At 70.4% G+C, this 20226-nt stretch carries 22 protein-coding genes and 1 riboswitch; of the genes, 9 read left to right on the top strand and 13 right to left on the bottom strand.

Going from position 1 to position 20226, the window contains the following annotated elements; translation table 11 throughout:
* Positions 1–1006: aminotransferase-like domain-containing protein (locus CCN72_RS06095; protein WP_086806644.1), on the top strand; the 1006-nt coding region annotated here is incomplete at its 5' end.
* Between the two features lie 16 nt (positions 1007–1022).
* Here the strand turns inward: CCN72_RS06095 and CCN72_RS06090 are convergent.
* The gene (locus CCN72_RS06090; RefSeq protein WP_086806643.1) at positions 1023–1880 is read right to left on the bottom strand and encodes a helix-turn-helix domain-containing protein; all 858 of its coding nucleotides are present in this window, start codon (positions 1878–1880) and stop codon (positions 1023–1025) included.
* Between the two features lie 235 nt (positions 1881–2115).
* Positions 2116–2967, bottom strand: coding sequence for a DMT family transporter (locus CCN72_RS06085; protein WP_086806642.1), 852 nt, complete (start codon positions 2965–2967; stop codon positions 2116–2118).
* A 128-nt stretch (positions 2968–3095) separates the two neighbouring features.
* Between CCN72_RS06085 and CCN72_RS06080 the strand changes: the two genes are divergently transcribed.
* The 5 genes from CCN72_RS06080 to CCN72_RS06060 all read left to right on the top strand — a co-directional run bounded on the left by CCN72_RS06080 (position 3096) and on the right by CCN72_RS06060 (position 8271).
* A complete protein-coding gene (locus CCN72_RS06080; RefSeq protein ID WP_086806641.1) occupies positions 3096–3476 on the top strand; it encodes a hypothetical protein in 381 nt (126 codons plus the stop codon).
* 13 nt (positions 3477–3489) lie between these two features.
* On the top strand, positions 3490–4674 hold the full coding sequence (locus CCN72_RS06075; protein ID WP_086806640.1) for a glutathionylspermidine synthase family protein: 1185 nt from the start codon (positions 3490–3492) through the stop codon (positions 4672–4674).
* Positions 4675–4746: 72 nt separating this feature from the next.
* Positions 4747–4835: riboswitch (ZMP/ZTP riboswitch) on the top strand.
* A 33-nt stretch (positions 4836–4868) separates the two neighbouring features.
* Positions 4869–6317, top strand: a complete 1449-nt coding sequence (locus tag CCN72_RS06070) for a glycine hydroxymethyltransferase (protein ID WP_086806639.1) — start codon at positions 4869–4871, stop codon at positions 6315–6317.
* 114 nt (positions 6318–6431) lie between these two features.
* Positions 6432–7448, top strand: coding sequence for a tryptophan--tRNA ligase (gene trpS / locus CCN72_RS06065; protein WP_402149823.1), 1017 nt, complete (start codon positions 6432–6434; stop codon positions 7446–7448).
* 238 nt (positions 7449–7686) lie between these two features.
* Entirely contained in the window at positions 7687–8271 is a 585-nt protein-coding gene (locus CCN72_RS06060) for a 2'-5' RNA ligase family protein (RefSeq protein WP_086806638.1), read from the top strand.
* A gap of 33 nt (positions 8272–8304) precedes the next feature.
* On the opposite strand, the gene dprE2 is transcribed toward CCN72_RS06060, so the two are convergent.
* Complete coding sequence (gene dprE2 / locus CCN72_RS06055; protein ID WP_086806637.1) at positions 8305–9060, bottom strand: decaprenylphospho-beta-D-erythro-pentofuranosid-2-ulose 2-reductase; 756 nt, start codon at positions 9058–9060, stop codon at positions 8305–8307.
* A gap of 160 nt (positions 9061–9220) precedes the next feature.
* On the opposite strand from dprE2, the gene CCN72_RS06050 reads away from it, so the two are divergent.
* Positions 9221–10132 (top strand): YihY/virulence factor BrkB family protein, encoded by a 912-nt coding sequence (locus CCN72_RS06050; protein ID WP_086806636.1) that lies wholly within the window; start codon positions 9221–9223, stop codon positions 10130–10132.
* Here the strand turns inward: CCN72_RS06050 and CCN72_RS06045 are convergent.
* Positions 10080–11303, bottom strand: coding sequence for a D-alanyl-D-alanine carboxypeptidase family protein (locus CCN72_RS06045; RefSeq protein ID WP_086806635.1), 1224 nt, complete (start codon positions 11301–11303; stop codon positions 10080–10082). The genes CCN72_RS06050 and CCN72_RS06045 overlap by 53 nt on opposite strands.
* A gap of 79 nt (positions 11304–11382) precedes the next feature.
* Here CCN72_RS06045 and CCN72_RS06040 point away from each other — a divergent pair, with 79 nt between their 5' ends.
* Both CCN72_RS06040 and CCN72_RS06035 read left to right on the top strand, forming a co-directional pair.
* Positions 11383–11631, top strand: a complete 249-nt coding sequence (locus tag CCN72_RS06040) for an SCO4848 family membrane protein (protein ID WP_086806634.1) — start codon at positions 11383–11385, stop codon at positions 11629–11631.
* 227 nt (positions 11632–11858) lie between these two features.
* On the top strand, positions 11859–13403 hold the full coding sequence (locus CCN72_RS06035; protein ID WP_086806633.1) for an ABC transporter substrate-binding protein: 1545 nt from the start codon (positions 11859–11861) through the stop codon (positions 13401–13403).
* 9 nt (positions 13404–13412) lie between these two features.
* On the opposite strand, the gene CCN72_RS06030 is transcribed toward CCN72_RS06035, so the two are convergent.
* From CCN72_RS06030 to CCN72_RS05990, 9 genes are all read right to left on the bottom strand, one after another.
* Positions 13413–14009 carry a Uma2 family endonuclease gene (locus CCN72_RS06030; RefSeq protein ID WP_086806632.1) on the bottom strand — a complete coding sequence of 199 codons (597 nt, stop codon included), beginning with the start codon at positions 14007–14009 and terminating at the stop codon, positions 13413–13415.
* A 94-nt stretch (positions 14010–14103) separates the two neighbouring features.
* On the bottom strand, positions 14104–14853 hold the full coding sequence (locus tag CCN72_RS06025) for a TetR/AcrR family transcriptional regulator (RefSeq protein WP_086806631.1): 750 nt from the start codon (positions 14851–14853) through the stop codon (positions 14104–14106).
* 37 nt (positions 14854–14890) lie between these two features.
* Positions 14891–15301, bottom strand: a complete 411-nt coding sequence (locus CCN72_RS06020) for a VOC family protein (protein ID WP_086806630.1) — start codon at positions 15299–15301, stop codon at positions 14891–14893.
* 63 nt (positions 15302–15364) lie between these two features.
* A complete protein-coding gene (locus CCN72_RS06015; RefSeq protein ID WP_085566218.1) occupies positions 15365–15880 on the bottom strand; it encodes a hypothetical protein in 516 nt (171 codons plus the stop codon).
* A gap of 96 nt (positions 15881–15976) precedes the next feature.
* The gene (locus CCN72_RS06010; RefSeq protein WP_085566219.1) at positions 15977–16756 is read right to left on the bottom strand and encodes a succinate dehydrogenase iron-sulfur subunit; all 780 of its coding nucleotides are present in this window, start codon (positions 16754–16756) and stop codon (positions 15977–15979) included.
* Positions 16756–18510, bottom strand: a complete 1755-nt coding sequence (gene sdhA, locus CCN72_RS06005; RefSeq protein ID WP_086806629.1) for a succinate dehydrogenase flavoprotein subunit — start codon at positions 18508–18510, stop codon at positions 16756–16758. The genes CCN72_RS06010 and sdhA overlap by 1 nt, the downstream gene beginning before the upstream one ends.
* 19 nt (positions 18511–18529) lie before the next feature.
* A complete protein-coding gene (locus CCN72_RS06000) occupies positions 18530–19012 on the bottom strand; it encodes a succinate dehydrogenase hydrophobic membrane anchor subunit (protein ID WP_086806628.1) in 483 nt (160 codons plus the stop codon).
* Positions 19013–19017: 5 nt separating this feature from the next.
* On the bottom strand, positions 19018–19398 hold the full coding sequence (sdhC, locus tag CCN72_RS05995) for a succinate dehydrogenase, cytochrome b556 subunit (protein WP_078967379.1): 381 nt from the start codon (positions 19396–19398) through the stop codon (positions 19018–19020).
* A gap of 192 nt (positions 19399–19590) precedes the next feature.
* The gene (locus tag CCN72_RS05990; protein WP_086806627.1) at positions 19591–20139 is read right to left on the bottom strand and encodes a 2-oxo-4-hydroxy-4-carboxy-5-ureidoimidazoline decarboxylase; all 549 of its coding nucleotides are present in this window, start codon (positions 20137–20139) and stop codon (positions 19591–19593) included.
* Between the last annotated feature and the right edge of the window lie 87 nt (positions 20140–20226).

The following is a 20226-nucleotide window of genomic DNA, read 5'->3' as shown; positions in this document are numbered from 1 at the left end:
CGCCCGCCGCGCCCTGACCGCCGCCCCCAACGACGCCCTGGGCTACGGCGATCCACGCGGCCGCGTCGAACTGCGCACCGCGCTCGCCGGCTACCTCGCCCGCGTCCGGGGCGTCCGCGCCGACCCCGACAACCTGGTCGTCACGGCCGGCTTCTCGCACGCCCTGCGCATCCTCGGCCCGGTGCTGCGCGCCCGCGGGGCGGACTCGGTGGCCGTCGAGTCGTACGGCCTCGACGCCTACTGGGGTCTCCTCCAGGCCGCCGGACTCGCCACCCCTGCCCTGCCCTGGGACGAACTCGGCACCGACACCGGCCCGTTGACCACCGAGGGCGCCGTACTCCTCACCCCCGCCCACCAGTTCCCCATGGGCATGCCCCTGCACCCCGACCGTCGCGCGACCGTCGTCGACTGGGCGAGGCGCACCGATTCCCTGGTCCTGGAGGACGATTACGACGGCGAGTTCCGCTACGACCGCCAGCCCGTCGGCGCCCTCCAGGGCCTCGACCCCGACCGCGTCGTCTACCTCGGCACCGCCAGCAAGTCCCTCGCCCCCGGCATCCGGCTGGGCTGGATGGTGCTGCCGCCGGCCCTCACCCGGGAGGTGATCGCGGTCAAGGGACACGTCGACACCGTGGGCGTGCTCGAACAGCTCACCCTCGCCGAGTTCCTCACCTCGGGGGCGTACGACCGCCAGGTCCGCGCCTCCCGGCTGCGCTACCGGCGCCGCCGCGACGCCCTCGCCGTGGCCGTCGCCGAACGCGCCCCCGGCGTCCGGGTCACCGGGGTCGCCGCCGGTCTGCACGCGCTGCTGCGACTGCCCCCGGGCACCGAGCCCTCCGTCGTCCAGGCCGCCGCCTGGCAGGGCCTCGCCCTGCACGGCCTCTCCTTCCACCGCCACCCCGAGTCCGTCGCCGAACCGCTGGACGCACTGGTGGTGGGCTACGGAACACCACCGGACAGCGCCTGGGCGGGAGCCCTGGAGGCGCTGTGCAGGGTACTTCCTTAGGGGCGCCCGGCCAGGGTCAGCCGGAAAGTGGACGGAAGACCAGGAAGAAGAACCGGGCGCCCGGTGAACCCAGTGGCTGCGCGGCGCACAGGGTCACCAGGCCGCGCGCGGAGGGGGTGTGCTTCTCGCAGCACCGCTCGGACTCCTCGGCGGCGAGCCCCGCGTGCCGTACCGGCCGGGTGTCGCCGTCCTGCTGCACGTAGGTGATGTCGTGCCGGCGGTAGATGGGCCCCACCACGGGGTCGTCGTTCACCTCCGCGTCCAGCTGCCGCAGATCGGGGTTGTCGGGGTGGGCCGCGACCGCCGCCCGCAACTGGGCCGCGACCGGTGCCGCCCAGCGCTCCGCCCAGTCCAGCAGATGGTGCTCGCGCGCCTCCTCGCGCAGCAGCATCCAGCGCATCACGTTCTGCTCGGGCAACTCCGGCTCCGCGCCCTCGGCCCGGGGGAACATGCGCAGGAAGTCGTCGTTCCAGGCGAGGAGGTTCCACGCCACGTCGTTGACGTAGCAGGGTGCGCCGGACACGCCCTGGACGGCCGTGAACCAGGCCGGGTCGACCCGGGTGCCGGCCTCGGGGTTCATGGGGACCGGCGGCTCATGGCCGAGCGCGTAGACGTACAGCGCTCCCCGCTCCGGCTCGGCCATCCGCAGCACGGTGGAGACCGCGTCCAAGAACTCGGGCGCGGGGGAGGGCATGTCGCCCCGCTCCAGCTGCGCGTACGTGCGCTCGGAGACGTACAGCGCGTGCGCCACCTGGGCCTGGGAGAGCCCGGCGGACCGGCGGCCGCGGCCGGTGCGGCGGGGCCAGCCCAGCTCGCTGGGGTCGATCAGCGAGCGCTTGTGCCGCAGCAGCGACCGCAGGGCTTCCCTGTCCATCCCCAACTCCCTCTCGGCGCGGGCCGTCTCACCGGCCCGGCAAATAACGGAAGTCTACGTTCCTGAAATTCAGGTTCCGGAAAAAGCGGCTCCTGGTCACGGAGGTGCGCTTGCCGCAGGATGGTCCCCGGACCGGTTGCGCTGCGGGGGGCGCAGCCGGTCCATCACTTTCCGGGGACCCGCTCACCGGCCGCTGTCACCGGTCTCTGTCTCCGGCCTCTGCCACCGGTCTCGGTCACCGGTCCGTCGGCTGTTCCGCCGGCTCCGACGTCTCCGTCTCCGGGGCCTCGCCGAAGCGGGCCAGAGCCAGGGCGCCGGCCACCGCCACCGCGAAGCCCAGGATCGCCAGCCAGGCCATGCCCTCGCGGGTGCGGTCGCCGAGCCAGACGACGCCGATCGCGGCCGGGCCGAGCGTCTCGCCGAGCACCATCCCGGCCGTCGCCGTCGTGACCGAGCCGCGCTGGAGGGCCGAGGTCAGCAGGATGAACGCGGCGCCACCGCCGATCAGCAGGGCGTACGCCGCGGGGTTGGTGAGCAGGTCGACGGGCGCGAGGCTGTCGATCAGCCGGACCGTCACCTCGACCACCCCGAACCCGCACCCGGCACCGAGCCCCAGCACCAGCCCCCGCGCCGGACCGGACAGCCGGCCGCCCGCGAGCCCGAGCAGCAGCAGCCCGGCCGCCACCGCGAGCATCACCCACCGCAGCGTGTCCGAGCCGCTCTCGCCGCCCTCCGGCCCGGAGGCCAGGCCCAGCATCGCGAGCCCGGCGCACACCACGCCCACCGCGCCCCACTCCACACCGCGCAGCCGCACGTCCAGCAGCCGCGCCGCGACCACCGCCGTCACCGCGAGGCTGGCCGCGAGGGCCGCGCCGACCGCGTAGATCGGCAGCGAGCGCAGCGCCACGATCTGGAACAGGAACCCCAGCCCGTCCAGCCCGAGCCCGGCGATGTACCGCCACTGCCGCAACGCCCGCAGCAGCAGCGCCGCCTCACCGCCACCACCGGGACCGGCCTGCCTCGCCGCCACCGCCTGCAACACCGTCGCGGTACCGAAACAGACCGCCGCGCCAAGGGCGCACACCATTCCAAAGAGCACAAAGGGACTCTAAGGGAGCCCCATCACCGCCCTGTCATGCTCACCCCCCTTGGCCGGTTCTCATACCGGTCTCTAGGCTTGCCGCACCGCACATCGCACACGGGGGAGACACGAACATGGCCGAAACCAGGCGACGACTGCGCTCCGGCACGGTGGTCCTCGGCGGCGTCGGACTGCTGGCCGCCGCGCTCACCGCCTGCTCGTCCCAGCCGGACAAGCGCTGCGTGGACCAGAGCAGCTACACCTACGCCAAGGGCTACAAGGTCGTCTCCGACAAGAACTGCAAGGCGGTCAAGTCGGCGGTCAACGGCTCCTGGTACTACGGCGGCAAGAAGAAGGGCTCCTGGGTGAGCGGCGGTTCCTTCACCAAGCCCCGCACCGGCTCCGGACACTCCACGAACCACTCCACGAACCACTCCTCGACGCACTACGGCTCCGGCTCCGGCGGGGTGCACCGCGGCGGCTTCGGCGGCGGTTCGCACAGCTCCGGCGGCTGACCGGGATCGCCGTATGGAACGCCGTACCCTCACCCCCCGCCCCGACTGGCAGCGCACCGTCGAGGAGCAGGGCCTGATCTACCCGCTCACCCGCCACCCCGACGGGAGCCTGCGCCCCTACTGGGACGAGAGCGCCTACTACGTCTTCTCGCTGCCCGAGGTCGAGGCGCTGGAGGAGACGGTCGCCGAACTGCACGCCATGTGCCTGGCGGCGGCCGGCCACATCGTGGAGCGGGGCCGCCTCGCCGACCTCGGCATCACCGACCCCGCCGTCGCCGCCGCGGTCACCGAGTCCTGGCAGCGCCGGGCCGAACTCCCCTCCTTCTACGGCCGGTTCGACCTGCGCTACGACGGCACGGGCCCCGCCAAGCTGCTGGAGTACAACGCCGACACCCCCACCTCCCTGGTGGAGGCCGCCTCCCCGCAGTGGTTCTGGATGGAGGACCGCTTCCCCGGCGCCGACCAGTGGAACTCGCTGCACGAACGCCTGGTGGAGTCCTGGCGCAGGCAGTCCGCGCTGCTCCCGCCCGGAAGCCTGCTGCACTTCGCGCACTCCGCCGCCGACGAGCTGGGCGAGGACCTGATGACGGTCGCCTATCTGAAGGAGACCGCGGAGCAGGCGGGCCTTGCGACCGACTGGCTCGCCATGGAGGAGATCGGCTGGGACACCCTCTCCGGCCGGTTCGTGGACAACCGGCTCCGGTTCATCCGCGCCCTCTTCAAGCTCTACCCCTGGGAATGGCTCACCACCGACGCCTTCGGCGGCCACGTCCTGGACACCCTGGACAACGGCGGCGGCACCGGCAGCACCCTGTGGATCGAGCCGGCCTGGAAGATGCTCCTGAGCAACAAGGCCCTGCTGGCCGTCCTGTGGGAGCTGTACCCCGGCCACCCCAACCTCCTGCCCTCCTACCTCGACGGCCCCCGCGAGCTCGCCGCCACCAGCGGCTACGCCGCCAAGCCCCTCCTGGGCCGCGAGGGCGAGGGGATCACCCTGCACCCGCCGGGCCACCCGCCCGCCGTCCACCCCGAGCCCTGCTGCTACCAGCAGCTCGCGCCCCTGCCCGCCTTCGACGGCAACCACGTCGTCCTCGGCACCTGGGTCATCGACGGCGAGCCCGCGGGCCTCGGCATCCGCGAGTCGGCGGGCCCCGTCACCGACGGATACGCGCGCTTCCTGCCGCACGTCATCCTCTGAGCCGGGCGGTCCGCGCCCTCGCCCGCATGGTGGACGCCGGACCTCCGCCCTCCGGCCCGGCCGGTACGCTGAGCCACGGGCCGTGACTGGCGCGCTGGGATGGGACGGACCATCGGGGAGCGGCCTTGCTGGAAACAGTGCCGTGCGCCTGGGCCGAACGTGAACGCCGAAACGCACCCCGTCCGGAGGTCCCCATGCCAGAGCAGCACCTGTCCACCGAGTCCACCGCCTTCCGCGCCGCCCTCGACGTGATCCGCGCCGTGGAGCCGCGGGTCGCCGACGCCATCGGCCAGGAGGTCACCGACCAGCGCGCGATGCTCAAGCTGATCGCCTCCGAGAACTACGCCTCCCCGGCGACCCTCCTCGCGATGGGCAACTGGTTCAGCGACAAGTACGCCGAGGGCACCGTCGGCCGCCGCTTCTACGCGGGCTGCCGCAATGTCGACACCGTGGAGTCCCTGGCCGCCGAGCACGCCCGCGAGCTCTTCGGCGCCCGGCACGCCTACGTCCAGCCGCACTCCGGCATCGACGCCAACCTCGTCGCCTTCTGGGCCGTACTCGCCGACCGGGTCGAGGTCCCCTTCCTGGAGAAGACCGGCGCCCGCCAGGTCAACGACCTCTCCGAGGCGGACTGGGCCGAGCTGCGCCAGGCCTTCGGCAACCAGCGGATGCTCGGCATGTCCCTGGACGCCGGCGGCCACCTCACCCACGGCTTCCGCCCGAACATCTCCGGCAAGATGTTCGACCAGCGCTCCTACGGCACCGACCCCGCGACCGGCCTGATCGACTACGACGCGCTGCGCGTCCAGGCCCGCGAGTTCAAGCCGCTGATCATCGTGGCGGGCTACTCGGCGTACCCCCGTCTGGTGAACTTCCGGATCATGCGCGAGATCGCGGACGAGGTCGGCGCGACCCTCATGGTCGACATGGCCCACTTCGCCGGTCTCGTCGCCGGCAAGGTCCTCACCGGCGACTTCGACCCGGTGCCGCACGCCCAGATCGTCACCACCACCACCCACAAGTCGCTGCGCGGCCCGCGCGGCGGCATGGTGCTGTGCGACGACTCCCTCAAGGACCAGGTGGACCGGGGCTGCCCGATGGTGCTTGGCGGTCCGCTGCCGCACGTCATGGCCGCCAAGGCGGTCGCCCTGGCCGAGGCCAGGCAGCCCGCGTTCCAGGACTACGCGCAGCGCATCGTGGACAACTCCCGGGCGCTGGCCGAGGGCCTGATGCGCCGGGGCGCGACCCTCGTCACCGGCGGCACCGACAACCACCTCAACCTGATCGACGTCGCCGGCTCCTACGGCCTCACCGGCCGCCAGGCCGAGGCCGCCCTGCTCGACTCCGGCATCGTCACCAACCGCAACGCCATCCCGGCCGACCCCAACGGCGCCTGGTACACCTCCGGCATCCGGATCGGCACCCCGGCCCTGACCACCCGCGGTCTCGGTACGGCGGAGATGGACGAGGTGGCGGGCCTGATCGACCGCGTCCTCGCGGCCACCGAACCGGGCACCACCAAGTCCGGCGCCCCCAGCAAGGCCTCCCACGTCCTGGACGAGAAGGTCTCCGAGGAGATCGCCGAGCGCGCCACCGACCTGGTCGCGGGCTTCCCGCTGTACCCGGAAGTCGACCTGGGCTGAGCAACGCCGGCAGGGGCACTGCCCCAGGGGCGCGGGGCCGTGTCCGGTACGCGGCTCCGCGCCCCCTCACCTCCCGGGCCGATCCCACCCCCGGCCGATGAGAGAATGGGCGGCATGGCCCCCGCTGAAAAGCCCCGCGTGCTCTCCGGTATCCAGCCCACCGCCGGCTCGTTCCACCTCGGCAACTACCTCGGCGCCGTACGCCAGTGGGTGTCCCTCCAGGAGACCCACGACGCCTTCTACATGGTCGTCGACCTGCACGCGATCACCGTGCCCCAGGACCCCAAGGAGCTGCGGGCCAACACCCGCCTCGCCGCAGCCCAGCTCCTCGCCGCCGGTCTGGACCCCGAGCGCTGCACCCTGTTCGTGCAGAGCCATGTGCCCGAGCACGCCGAGCTGGCCTGGGTGATGAACTGCCTCACCGGCTTCGGCGAGGCCAGCCGGATGACCCAGTTCAAGGACAAGTCCGCCAAGCAGGGCGCCGAGCGCGCCTCGGTCGGCCTGTTCACGTACCCGATCCTCCAGGTCGCGGACATCCTGCTGTACCAGGCCAACCAGGTGCCGGTCGGCGAGGACCAGCGCCAGCACATCGAGCTGACCCGGGATCTGGCCGAGCGCTTCAACGGCCGCTTCGGGCAGACGTTCACGATCCCGGCGCCGTACATCCTCAAGGAGACGGCCAAGATCTACGACCTCCAGGACCCGTCGATCAAGATGAGCAAGTCGGCGTCCACGCCGAAGGGCCTGATCAACCTCCTGGACGACCCGAAGACCACCGCCAAGAAGGTCAAGAGCGCGGTCACCGACACCGACACGGTCATCCGCTACGACGCGGAGACCAAGCCGGGCGTCTCCAACCTGCTCACCATCTACTCCGTCCTCACCGGCAAGTCGATCGCCGACCTCGAGCGGGAGTACGAGGGCAAGATGTACGGCGCGCTCAAGACCGACCTCGCCGAGGTCATGGTCGAGTTCGTGACACCGTTCCGGGAGCGCACCCAGCAGTACCTGGACGACGCCGAGACTCTCGACTCGATCCTCGCCAAGGGCGCCGAGAAGGCCCGCTCCGTCGCCGCCGAGACCCTCGCGCAGGCGTACGACCGCGTCGGCTTCCTGCCGGCGAAGCACTGACCGAAGCCCTGACCGAAGCACCGGCCGATCCACTGACCGGAGCACCGAACGGCACGGCCCGCGCCGGGAGGCACGGAACCGGCGCGAGGGCGCACGACCGTTCGCACGTTCCTGTGGGCAGAGCGCTGCACATCACTTCCGTTGCGCCTGCCCACAGGACACCCATGGCCGTACAGTCGAAGCCGAAGGCCCGTACGAGTCGGCCGAGTAGACGACGGACGCGACGACAGGAGACGACGTGGGGACCGTAACGATCGGCGTGTCGATCGCGGTTCCGGAGCCTCACGGCAGCCTGCTCCAGGAGCGGCGCGCGGGCTTCGGCGACGCCGCGGCCTACGGCATCCCCACCCATGTCACGCTGCTGCCGCCGACCGAGGTGGACCGCGCCGCGCTGCCCGCCGTACAGGCCCATCTGGTGAAGGTGGCCGCCACCGGCCGCCCCTTCCCGATGCGGCTGCACGGCACCGGCACCTTCCGGCCCGTCTCCCCGGTGGTCTACGTCCGGGTGGTGCGCGGTGCCGAGGACTGCGGCCGGCTCCAGCAGCGGGTCCGGGAGAGCACCGGGCCCTGCACCCGCGAGCTCCAGTTCCCGTACCACCCGCATGTCACCGTGGCGCACGGCATCGAGGACGCGGCGATGGACCGCGCCTTCGCCGAGCTGGCCGACTTCGAGGCCGAGTGGCCGTGCAACGGGTTCGCGCTGTACGAACAGGGCGCGGACGGGGTGTGGCGCAAGCTGCGCGAGTACACCTTCGGCGGCTCCGTCGTACCGCCCCAGGCGGCCCCCGCCGACCTCGACCACGGGACCATCGCCAGCCGGTAGGCGCGTCCTGGGGCCCCTCCCGGAAGGGCGGCCCTAGAACGGCAGTCTGCGGAACAGTGCCCGCGGCGCGTGCCGCAGCGCGGCCGTCACCAGCCGCAGCACCCCCGGCACCCACACCGTCTCCGCGCCCCGGCGCAGGCCCAGTTCGATCGCGGTGGCGACCGCCGCCGGGGTGGTGGCGAACGGCTCGCGGGGCCGGTCCGCCGTCGCCTTCGTGCGCACGAACCCGGGGCGTACGACCATCACCCGCACTCCCGTGCCGTACAGCGCGTCGCCGAGGCCCTGGGCGAAGGTGTCCAGGCCCGCCTTGCTGGAGCCGTAGATGAAGTCGACGCGGCGGGCGCGTTCGGCGGCGGTGGCGGACAGCACGACCAACGCGCCGTGGCCCTGGGTCTGGAGGGCGCTCGCGGCGACAAGCCCCGCGGAGACCGCCCCGGTGTAGTTGGTCTGGGCGACATGCACCGCGCGCAGCGGCGCCCGCTCGTCATGGGCTTGGTCGCCGAGGACGCCGAAGGCGAGCAGCACCAGGTCGACGGCGTCCTCGGCGAAGACCTTGCCGAGCGCGGTCTCGTGGGAGGCGGGGTCCAGGGCGTCGAAGTCGACCGTACGGGTGTCCGCGCCGAGCGCGCGCAGACTCTCGGCGGCCTGCTCAAGCGCGGGGGAGGGGCGGCCGGCCAGCCATACGGTGCGGGCGCCGCGGGTGATCAGCCGGCGGGCGGTGGCGAGCCCGATCTCGGAGGTGCCGCCGAGGACGAGCAGGGACTGGGGCAGGGCGAGGGCGTCCTTCACAGGCATGTCCGTGACCGTATCGTCCGGAAGTGCGCTCTTCGTCCCTGAACGTCACCTTGTAAGGTCGAAGATCACTCGAAAGTGGGAGGGCCGGGCTTCGGCCCGCAAACCGTTGCGAGTACCCGGACATGGGACCTCGCACACCGGGCAGGGACGGATCATGGACTGGCTCAAGAGACTGCCCGTCATCGGGCCGCTGGTGACCTGGCTGACGGCCACCCACGCCTGGCGGGCGTACGAGCGGCTCGACCGGGTGAAGTGGTCCCGGCTGGCGGCGGCGATGACGTTCGTCAGCTTCGTGGCGCTGTTCCCGCTGCTCACCGTGGCCGCGGCGATCACCGCCGCCACGCTCAGCCCGGCCCGGCAGCAGACCGTCGAGCACAAGGTCGCCGAGCAGTTCCCGGGGGTCGTCTCCCAGCAGCTGGACATCACCACGCTGGTCCACAACGCGGGCACCGTCGGTGTCATCGCGGGTGCCGTGCTGCTGCTCACCGGCGTCAACTGGGTCGGCCAGGTGCGGGACTGTCTGCGTGTGGTCTGGGAGCTGCCGGACCAGGAGCAGAATCCGCTGGTCGCCAAGGCCAAGGACGCCGGAATCCTGGTCGGCTTCGGCGGCGCCCTGCTGGTCACCCTCGCCGCGTCCACGCTCGCCTCCGCCGCCGTCGGCCGGGTCTCCGACCAGCTGGGTCTCGCCCAGCACGGCTGGGGCACCGCGCTGCTGCGGGCCGCCGCCTTCACCGTCGCCGTGCTCGCCGACTTCCTCGTGCTGCTCTATGTGCTGACCCTGCTGCCCGGGGTGGAGCCGCCGCGCCGCCGTCTGGTGGTCGCGGCGCTGCTCGGCGCGATCGGCTTCGAACTGCTGAAGCTGCTGCTCAGCGGCTATATCCAGGGAGTCGCGGCGAAGAGCATGTACGGCGCGTTCGGGGTCCCCGTGGCGCTGCTGCTGTGGATCAACTTCACCGCGAAACTGGTCCTGTACTGCGCCGCCTGGACGGCCACGCCGGGCGGTACCGCGAAGCTCACGCCCGTGGCCGACGGCGCATCAGGTCCGGCAGCGGCCACCGGCGGTTGACCAGGAAAACCCCGCCCGCCAGCAGCACCAGCAGCCCGCCCGCGACGGCGAGCGCGGTGCCGATCCCACGGGAGCCGGTCGCGGCGGCCGCCACCGGCTTCGAACCCGCCCGGCCCGCAGGTGCGGAGGCCTGCGGCGAGCCGCTCGGTGCCGTACCCGTCTGCGCGGCGCCGCGCGGCGGCACCAGTTCACCCACCGGCTCGACCTTGCCGGCCGCCTGGAAGCCCCAGTCGAACAGCTTCGCCGTCTCCTTGTAGACCTCGTTGTGCTCCTGCTTCTGCGGGTTCATCACGGTGACGAGCAGCACCTGCTTGCCGCGCTGGGCGACCCCGGTGAAGGTGGCGCCCGCGTGCGTGGTGTTGCCGTTCTTCACACCCGCGATGCCCTGGTAGACCGGCACATCGGTGTCACCGCTGAGCAGCCGGTTGGTGTTGCGGATCTCCTGGCCCCCGAAGTCGGCGCTCACCGTGGAGCAGTAGTCCCGGAAGTCCTTCTTCTGGAGCCCGGAGCGGGCGACCAGGGTGAGGTCGTACGCCGAGGACACCTGGTGCGGCTCGTCGTAGCCGTCGGGGGAGACCACATGGGTGTCCAGGGCCTGGAGTTCGTCCGCGTGGTGCTGCATGTCCTGGACGGTCTGGGCGACACCGCCGTTCATCGCGGACAGCACATGCACCGCGTCGTTGCCCGAGCGCAGGAACACCCCGAGCCACAGATCGTGCACGCTGTAGGTCTTGCCCGGCTTTATGCCGACCACGCTGGAGCCCTCGCCCATCCCGGCGAGGTCCTTCGCGGCGACCTTGTGCTCCGTCGTCCGCGGGAAGCGGGGCAGCAGGGTGTCCGCGAACAGCATCTTCATCGTGGACGCCGGGGGCAGCGCCCAGTGCGCGTTGTGCGAGGCCAGCACCTCGCCGCTCTGCGCGTCGGAGACGATCCAGGAGCGCGCCGTCAGGTCCTTGGGCAGCACCGGGACGCCGGGCGCGAGGTTCACCTGGGTGCCGGGCAGGCCGAGCCGGGCGCCGCCGAGCGTCGACATATGAGCCGGAGGCGTGGCGGCCGGGGCCTTGCCGGCGGCCGGGGCGGCGAGGGCGGCGGGCGCGGTGACGGCGAGGGACAGCAGGGTCGCGGCGCTGATCAGCAGGGATCGCCTGGCGGTGTTCTTGGGTGCGGGCACGACCGAGAACGTACCCGTGGTCGATCGGGAAGACCCGCCCCAGCCCCTGCCACGGAAGCGCACCCCGGATACTGGAGGTATGAAACTCAGCCGCCCGGTCTCCTGGTTCCTGCTCGCCTTCGGGGTGTGGAGCTGGTTCATCTGGGTCACTTTCGTAAAGAACCTGGTCAAGGACGGCAGCGGTCTCGCCTTCCATGACGGCCGGCCGACCGCCTACTTCTGGGTGCACCTGGTGCTGGCGATCGTCTCCTTCGTATTGGGGACGGTCATCGGGGGCATCGGGTTGCGCGGTGTACGGGCCCTGCGCCGGGAGACGCCGTCCATGTGACCGGAATCTCCCCAGCCTCCTGTGGAGATGCTGTGAAGGCGCGGCAAACGCCCGGCGGAGACAACGTCTTGGGCAAGTTCTTCCACAACTGGTCAGAAAGCCCTTCACACACCGAAACACGTGTGATTGGGTGAGCCGCGTCACTCAGGGGAGTGGCGGGATTTGTGCTGACCAGGGGTAGGACCTCACAAGGGTCTGGGGAGGGCACCACCGTGCGATCTGTTCGCATGCGGATTGTTGTGACATTGCTCGTGCTGGCGATCGTGGGCATCGGCGGCTGGAAACTGCTGCCGTCACAGGAGAACAAGAACAAGACCATCACGGTCGGAACGACGGACGCGGTCACCTCGCTCGACCCGGCCGGAGCCTATGACGCGGGGTCCTGGGCCCTGTTCAGCAACGTGTTCCAGACACTGATGACCTTCGAGCCGGACGGCGTGCAGCCGGTGCCGGACGCGGCCAAGAGCTGCGCCTTTGTCGGCAGCGCCACGAAGACCTACCGGTGCACGCTGCGCTCGGGGATCACCTTCCCCAGCGGGCGGGCGATGACGGCCGAGGACGTGAAGTTCTCCTTCGACCGGGTCAAGCGGATCAACTCCGACGTCGGCCCCTCCTCGCTGCTCGCCGACCTCTCCTCGGTGACCGCCGACAACGCGCACACCGTCACCTTCCACCTCTCGGAGCCGGACGCCACCTTCCCGCTGAAGGTCGCCACCGGCGCGGGCGCGATCGTGGACCGGGACACCTACCCGGCGAACGCGCTGCGCAAGGACTCCTCGGTCGACGGCACCGGTCCCTACCGGCTCACCTCGTACACCAAGGACCAGCAGGCCCGGCTCGCGCCGAACCCGACGTACAAGGGCTACCTGAGCTCCACCGGCCGCCCGGTCGAGCTGCGCTACTACACCGACTCCGCGAAGCTCGACGCCGCGTGGAAGGCGAAGGACATCGACGTGGCGTCGCGGACGCTGCCCCCGGACGTGCTCGCCGGGCTGAACCCGAGCGACCCCAAGGAGCGGGTCACCGAGTCCGACTCGTCCGAGACCCGCAATCTGTACCTCAACACCCGGGCGAGCTCCCCGCTGCACGACGTACGGGTGCGGCAGGCGGTCGCCTGGCTGGTCGACCAGGAGCAGCTGGCGGCCACGGTCTACCAGGGCACGGTCGACCCGCTGTACTCGCTGATCCCGACCGGCATCACCGGCCACACCACGTCCTTCTTCGACGCCTACCCGACGCAGAGCACGAAGAAGGCGCGCGAGCTGCTCACCCAGGCCGGGGTGAGCCTGCCGGTCCGCTTCACCTTCGCCTACGGCAAGGGCCAGGGCCCCGGTGAGCAGGAGGCCGCGGCGCTGAAGAAGCAGCTGGAGGCGGGCGGCCTGTTCAAGGTCGACGTCAAGGGCTACGAGTGGACGGACTTCCAGGAGCGGATGGCCGCGGGCAAGCTCGACGCCTGGGCCGTCGGCTGGGTCGCGGACTACCCCGACGCCGACACCTTCGGCCAGCCGCTGGTCGGCACCGGCTCCACCATGGCCACCGGCTACAGCAACAAGACGGTCGACCAGCTCATCCGCAACAGCCAGCAGTTCGCCGACCGGAGCCGGGCCGCCTCCGACTTCCAGCAGATCCAGTCCACCATCGCCCAGGACGTCCCCCTGGTCCCCCTGTGGCAGCGCAAGGAGTACACGGTCACCACGGAGGACGTGGGCGGCGGCCAGTACCTGATGGACGGCACGGGCGTGTACCGCCTGTGGCGGCTGGACTGGATCTGACCTGCTGCCCTAGTTCTGCCCGGCTCGGATGATCTGCTCGACGTCGACGGTGACCTTGGCACCGAGTGAGTCCGGGAGGGCGACGGTCTCGCCGGGGGCGTGGACGCGATGGTTCGCGTACTCGCTCCCGGACGGCTCGGTGAGCACGTGGAGCCGCTGGTGCTTGCGGTCGACGATGACGTAGACGGGGACCTTGGCCTCCGCGTAGGCGTTCACCTTGGTACGCAGATCGGTCCGGTAGTTCCTGGAGGTGACCTCCAGGACCATGCGGAAGCAGACGGGGTCGTAGCAGTTGTTCTCGATGCGGTGGTCCTCGAAGTCCGCGTCGACCAGGGAGAGGTCGGGGATCGCGTAGTCCTCTGGCTCCGTCGGCAGCCAGAGAGCGATGCCCTGGAGCACGCACGAGTCGACATCGTGGAGATCGGCGGAGAAGAAGGACCGCATCAGTTCGGTCAGGACCTCGCCATGTGGGCCGTCGCGGAGCGGGGACGCGAGGATCTGGCTCCCGATGATCTCGACGCGACAGCCCGGGAGGCGCTCCATGATCCGGTCGGCTTCCGCGATCAGCGGTCGGTCATGACGTCGCTCGACAGCCGCTGCGGACATCAGGGTGCCTCCTCAAGGTCGGTGCCGAGAGCAGCGTGGCAGGCAGTCCGGCGGACGGACGTCGCGTTCCCGTCCCGTCACCCGAAAGTGATCACTAGCCCTGCTCCTGGTCCCGCACCGGGCTCGGTGTCGGCAGCAGCCTCGTCATCCCCGGCAGGAAGTCCGTGAACAGTTCGTGGACCTCCAGGACCAGGGGGCGCAGGACGCGGAAGCGGGAGAGGGTGACGCCGCGGGTGGTGAGGCGGGCGCCGCGGCGGGCCAGGCGGTAGCTGCGTTCGCGGTTCTCGGTGCGGTCGAAGATCCAGTACATGATCAGGCCCATCTGGGACAGCCACATCAACTCCGGCAGCACATCGCGGAGTTCGGCCGGGACCTTGGCCTTGGAGCCGGCCAGCACCTCCCGGTGCACCTGGATCGCCTGCTCGCGCGCGTGCTCGCTCTCCTGCGAGAAGGGGCTCAGCGGGCTGTCCGGATCGGCGGCGTTCTTGAAGAACTGCACCGCGAACTCGTGGTACGGCCGCGCGAGGTCCAGCCAGCTGGTGAGGACGCCCGCGAGCCGCGTCTCCAGGTCCGTCTCCCGCTCCAGGATCCCCCGGACCGCCTGCCGGTGCTCGGCCGCGATCCGGTCGTAGAAGCCCTGGATCAGGTGTTCCTTGCCCTCGAAGTAGTAGTACGCGTTGCCGACGGAGACGCCCGCCTCCTGGGCGATCGCCCGCATGGTGGTCTTGTCGTACCCCCGCTCCCGGAACAGCCGCATGGCCGTCTCCAGGATCAGCGCACGGGTCTGCTCGGACTTGCTGCTGGGGGTACCGGCCGCCTCGGGACCGTCGTTCTTCACGGGCACGCCACGAAGCCTAACGAGTACCGTCCGCGCGCTCGGCTCAGCCTCGGCGCCCCAGCTCCGGGCGCCGGGTGTAGTCCGTCAGACCGAGCACATTGCCCCAGGGGTCCGCGATCTCCACCGTCCAGCCGGTCGCCGTCTGGAACACCTCGTCCACCGGCTCGATGTCGACTGCGGACAGCCGCCGCGCCGCCACCCGCGCGTCCGGCACCTCCAGCCACAGGCGCGGTGAGGGCCACGGCGGACTGCGATGGCCCAGCGCCTCCTCCACCCGCAGCAGGATTCCCGGCGTCTCCTTGCCCGCCGTGAGCAGCGCGATCCCGGCCTCGTCGAACCGGAACCCCACGCCGAACCCGGCCCGCTCGTAGAACCCGACGGCCTCCGCGAGGTCCCCGACGGGGAGCAGCACGTTGTCGAACCCGAGCAGTTCGTACGACTCTTCGTCTGACATGTCGTCAGATTAGAGCGCGGGCCGCCGGGATCCGGTGATTGCCGGGCCGTCGGCTCGCGTGCGTCACATGCTGCTTAGCGAGCGGGCGTAGTTGACCTGCCCCATGATCGCCGGGAACGTCTCCGGACCGTGCGCCGGGACCATCGTCTGGTGGTGCCGGCCCGCGCTGGTCACGGTGACCTGGATGTAGCCCGTGGTCTTCCGCTCCTTCATCAGCAGGAAGAGCAGCCCGAGCAGGCAGAACAGGAAGAACACGATCGCGAGCACGATGGCGTGCGTCGGTATCTTCTCCTCGGTGTGCGACATGTCCGTCGCGTTCCATATCGCCCCGCGCAGCGGCAACTGCCCGGCTGGCGTGATGATCTGATCGCCCATCACCATGATGTCGCCGATGGAGAGCAGGGGAGCGCCGCCCATCGGCAGCGCGCCCGCGGTCGGCGGCTGCGGAAAGCCGTACCCCTGCGCGGGCGCACCCGCGGCGGGGTACCCGTATCCCGGCGGCGGTGTGTCCGACGGCCCGGGCGGATGACCGGGACCCCAGTCGCCGGCGCCGCTGTGGTACGGGTTCTGCTCGGTCACGCTGGTGCCCCCGATAGGTCGTGAAAGGCGTGGACAAGAAACGAGGGCCGTTCCCCCGAACGGGGGAACGGCCCTCGTATTGTGCCAGTCGTCGCGTCAGTAGCGGCGGGTGATCAGCGCCCGCTTGACTTCCTGGATCGCCTTGGTGACCTCGATGCCACGCGGGCACGCGTCGGTGCAGTTGAAGGTCGTACGGCAGCGCCACACGCCGTCACGGTCGTTCAGCACCTCGAGACGCTGCTCCCCGGCCTCGTCACGCGAGTCGAAGATGAAGCGGTGGGCGTTGACGATCGCGGCCGGGCCGAAGTACTGGCCGTCGTTCCAGAACACCGGGCAGGACGACGTGCACGCGGCGCACAGGATGCACTTGGTGGTGTCGTCGAAGCGCGCCCGGTCCTCCACGGACTGCAGACGCTCGCGCGTCGGCTCGTTCGTCTCCTTGGTGATCAGGAACGGCATGACGTCCCGGTACGCCTGGAAGAACGGCTCCATGTCCACGACCAGGTCCTTGAGGACCGTCAGGCCCTTGATGGGCTCGACCGTGATCGGCTTCTCGGGGTTGATGTCCTTGATCAGCGTCTTGCAGGCAAGACGGTTCTTGCCGTTGATCCGCATGGCGTCCGAGCCGCAGATGCCGTGCGCGCAGGAGCGGCGGAACGTGAGGGTGCCGTCGATGTCCCACTTGATCTTGTGGAGACCGTCGAGGACACGCTCCTTCGGGTCGATCTCCAGCTGGAAGTCTTCCCAGACGGCCTCCGCCGAGACCTCCGGGTTGAACCGGCGGATCCGGAAGGTGACCGTGATGTAGGGGGAGTCGGCGAAGCCGGGCTCGGGCTGGCCGGCCGCGTCCGCCTTGTCCAGAACAGGGGTAGCCATCAGTACTTACGCTCCATCGGCTGGTAGCGGGTCTGGACGACCGGCTTGTAGTCGAGACGGATGGACTCGGTGCCGTCGTCGCCCACCTCGCGGTACGCCATGGTGTGGCGCATGAAGTTGACGTCGTCGCGGTTCGGGTAGTCCTCGCGGTAGTGACCGCCGCGGGACTCCTTGCGGGCCAGGGCCGACGTGGCCATGACCTCGGCCAGGTCGAGCAGGTTGCCCAGCTCGATGGCCTCCAGGAGGTCCGTGTTGAACCGCTTGCCCTTGTCCTGGATGGACACGTTCTTGTAGCGCTCGCGCAGCTCGGCGATCTTCTCGACCGCCGTCTTGATCGTCTGCTCGGTGCGGAACACCATGACGTTGGCGTCCATGGTCTCCTGCAGCTCGCGGCGCAGCGTGGCCACCCGCTCGTTGCCGGTGGAGTTGCGCAGTCGCTCGATCTGCTCGACGACGAGGCTCTCCGGGTTCTCCGGCAGCTCGACGAACTCGGCCGTGTGGGAGTACTCGGCGGCGGCGATGCCCGCGCGGCGCCCGAAGACGTTGATGTCGAGCAGCGAGTTGGTGCCCAGGCGGTTGGCGCCGTGCACCGACACGCAGGCGACCTCGCCGGCCGCGTACAGACCCGGCACGACGGTGGTGTTGTCCGCCAGGACCTCACCCTCGACGTTGGTCGGGATGCCACCCATCGCGTAGTGCGCGGTCGGCTGGATCGGGATCGGGTCCGTGTACGGCTCGATACCGAGGTAGGTGCGCGCGAACTCGGTGATGTCCGGGAGCTTGGCGTCCAGCTGCTCCGGCGGCAGGTGGGTGAGGTCCAGGTACACGTGGTCGCCCTCGGGACCGCAGCCGCGGCCCTCGCGGATCTCCGTGTAGATGGAGCGGGACACGACGTCACGGGACGCCAGGTCCTTCATGACGGGAGCGTACTTCTCCATGAAGCGCTCGCCGTCCTTGTTGCGCAGGATGCCGCCCTCACCGCGGGCACCCTCGGTGAGCAGGATGCCCATGCGCCAGATGCCGGTCGGGTGGAACTGGAAGAACTCCATGTCCTCCAGCGGCAGACCCCGGCGGTAGCAGGCGGCCTGGCCGTCACCGGTCAGGGTGTGCGCGTTGGAGGTCACCCGGAAGAACTTGCCGGTGCCGCCGGACGCGTAGATGACCGACTTCGCCTGGAAGACGTGGATCTCGCCGGTCGCCAGCTCGTAGGCCACGACACCGGCGGACTTCTTGACGCCGTCGACCTCGGCGATCAGCTGGTCCAGGACGTAGAACTCGTTGAAGAACTCCACGCCCTCCTTGACGCAGTTCTGGTACAGCGTCTGGAGGATCATGTGGCCGGTGCGGTCGGCCGCGTAGCAGGCACGGCGGACCGGGGCCTCGCCGTGGTTGCGGGAGTGACCGCCGAAGCGGCGCTGGTCGATCTCACCCTTGGGCGTCCGGTTGAACGGCAGGCCCATCTTCTCCAGGTCGAGGACCGCGTCGATGGCCTCCTTCGCCAGGATCTCGGCGGCGTCCTGGTCGACCAGGTAGTCGCCGCCCTTGATCGTGTCGAAGGTGTGCCACTCCCAGTTGTCCTCCTCCACGTTGGCGAGCGCGGCGGCCATACCGCCCTGCGCGGCGCCCGTGTGGGAGCGGGTGGGGTAGAGCTTGGTCAGGACCGCGGTGCGGCTGCGCTTCGTCGCCTCGATGGCGGCACGCATGCCCGCGCCACCGGCGCCGACGATGACGGTGTCGTACTTGTGGATCTTCATGATTCTCGCAGCCCCGTGCCTAGCGGATGTTCGGGTCGAAGGTGAAGATCACCAGCGTGCCCAGCAGGATGGTCCACACCGTGGCGGTGTACAGCAGGGCCTTCAGCCACATGCGGGACGCGGCCCGCTCGGCGTAGTCGTTGATGACCGTGCGCAGGCCGTTGGCGCCGTGCAGCATCGCGAGCCACAGCATGGCCAGGTCCCAGATCTGCCACCAGGGGGAGGCCCAGCGGCCGGCGACGAAGGCGAAGCCGACCTTGGAGACGCCGCCGTCCAGGACCAGCTGGATGACCAGGTGGCCGATGACGAGGACGACCAGCACGATGCCGGACAGGCGCATGAACAGCCACGCCGCCAGCTCGAAGTTGCCGCGGGTGGACTTCGGGGTCTTCTTGGTCCGCCTGCGCGGCGCCTCGATCAGCGGGGCCGGGTTGTCCACGTTGTAGACGGCGGCACCCTCGACGGGGCCGACCCCGGAGGCGGTGGTCTCAGTGGTAGACATCGGCGTCAGCTCCCGAACAGAACACGAGCGGCGTGGCCGAGCACGGGGTAGATCGCGCCGAGCATGAGCACGACCCAGACACCCATCACGGTCCAGAACATCTGCTTCTGGTAGCGCGGGCCCTTCGACCAGAAGTCGACGGCGATGACGCGCAGACCGTTGAGCGCGTGGAAGAGGATTGCGGCGACGAGGCCGTACTCCAGCAGCGCGACGATCGGCGTCTTGTACGTGGCCACGACCTTGTCGTAGGCCTCGGGGGAGACACGCACGAGAGCGGTGTCCAGCACGTGAACGAACAGGAAGAAGAAGATGAGGACGCCGGTGACTCGGTGAGCCACCCAGGACCACATTCCTTCCCGGCCGCGGTACAGCGTTCCAGCCGGCACGGAAGAACCCTCCGGGAGCGGGGATTAGGGCCGCGCCGGCTTCACTGTCGGTCGGGCCCGGCCGGGTACGGTCCACCGGCCCCCAGCATGGTATCCGTGTGGCGGGGCGAGGCTTACGGGGGGCCTACCTGTGTGATCAAACTGGCACGCGGTTGGGCTAGCGGGGGACGGATACGAGGGCGATCCGTCCCGTTATCGTCCGGATGTGGGTGCGTTCGGGCTGGTCGTACAGCTGCCCGCGCCCCTCAGATAGGTGCCCAGTCGGCCCCTTGCGAGGCGGCGGAGCTCGTCCGCGGCTATCGCGCGTTCCTCGTCGGGATCGTTCGCCGATCGTGACCGGATGGCTTCCAGGACGCGGTCGGCGGTCTCGCTCGGCGCCGTGTCCCCCAGATAGATGACGAACACGTGCCCGAACCGCGCCTCGTATGCCGCGTGTGCCGCGTCCAGGGCCATGTGCGCGGCCGAGTACGTGTCCTCCGGCAGCCGCGGCAGGCACTCGTGGGAGAGGGCCTCGGAGATGTCGGCGGGGGAGAGGTCGTACGCCGCCTCGTCCGCCGCGGCCAGCAGGGCGTCCAGGTCGGGGTAGGGGCGGTGGGCCGCGACGCGGTGGGACCAGCGCGGGCTGTGCAGGCAGCGCAGGAGGAGGGCCCGGGCCTCGGTGGCGCACGCCGCGTTGAAAGCGTCGAGGGGCCGGGGCAGCTGTGGGGGGTGGTGGGCGGGCAGCGTGGGTCCTCGCGTCACAGATCGTGTGTGGCAGGGGAGTGCTGTGAAAGATGTGTCTCCAGGTTATCGAGAGTGGTAACTCTGTGTCCGCCTGCTGCCTGAAAT

The organism is Streptomyces murinus (assembly GCF_002154555.1).
In the GTDB taxonomy this organism is placed as follows: domain Bacteria; phylum Actinomycetota; class Actinomycetes; order Streptomycetales; family Streptomycetaceae; genus Streptomyces; species Streptomyces murinus.
Note: the sequence above shows the minus strand (reverse complement) of the source record. Positions and strands in the feature narration are given on the sequence as shown.

Coding starts and splice junctions, on each gene's coding strand:
- CCN72_RS06075 (WP_086806640.1), top strand. CDS start 3,490: ATGGAACGCCGTACCCTCACCCCCCGCCCCGACTGGCAGCGCACCGTC.
- CCN72_RS06000 (WP_086806628.1), bottom strand. CDS start 19,012: ATGTCTACCACTGAGACCACCGCCTCCGGGGTCGGCCCCGTCGAGGGT.
- CCN72_RS06035 (WP_086806633.1), top strand. CDS start 11,859: ATGCGGATTGTTGTGACATTGCTCGTGCTGGCGATCGTGGGCATCGGC.
- CCN72_RS06080 (WP_086806641.1), top strand. CDS start 3,096: ATGGCCGAAACCAGGCGACGACTGCGCTCCGGCACGGTGGTCCTCGGC.
- CCN72_RS06085 (WP_086806642.1), bottom strand. CDS start 2,967: ATGGTGTGCGCCCTTGGCGCGGCGGTCTGTTTCGGTACCGCGACGGTG.
- CCN72_RS06010 (WP_085566219.1), bottom strand. CDS start 16,756: ATGGCTACCCCTGTTCTGGACAAGGCGGACGCGGCCGGCCAGCCCGAG.
- CCN72_RS06020 (WP_086806630.1), bottom strand. CDS start 15,301: ATGTCAGACGAAGAGTCGTACGAACTGCTCGGGTTCGACAACGTGCTG.
- trpS (WP_402149823.1), top strand. CDS start 6,432: ATGGCCCCCGCTGAAAAGCCCCGCGTGCTCTCCGGTATCCAGCCCACC.
- sdhA (WP_086806629.1), bottom strand. CDS start 18,510: ATGAAGATCCACAAGTACGACACCGTCATCGTCGGCGCCGGTGGCGCG.
- CCN72_RS06030 (WP_086806632.1), bottom strand. CDS start 14,009: ATGTCCGCAGCGGCTGTCGAGCGACGTCATGACCGACCGCTGATCGCG.
- CCN72_RS06090 (WP_086806643.1), bottom strand. CDS start 1,880: ATGGACAGGGAAGCCCTGCGGTCGCTGCTGCGGCACAAGCGCTCGCTG.
- CCN72_RS06040 (WP_086806634.1), top strand. CDS start 11,383: ATGAAACTCAGCCGCCCGGTCTCCTGGTTCCTGCTCGCCTTCGGGGTG.
- CCN72_RS06050 (WP_086806636.1), top strand. CDS start 9,221: ATGGACTGGCTCAAGAGACTGCCCGTCATCGGGCCGCTGGTGACCTGG.
- CCN72_RS06070 (WP_086806639.1), top strand. CDS start 4,869: ATGCCAGAGCAGCACCTGTCCACCGAGTCCACCGCCTTCCGCGCCGCC.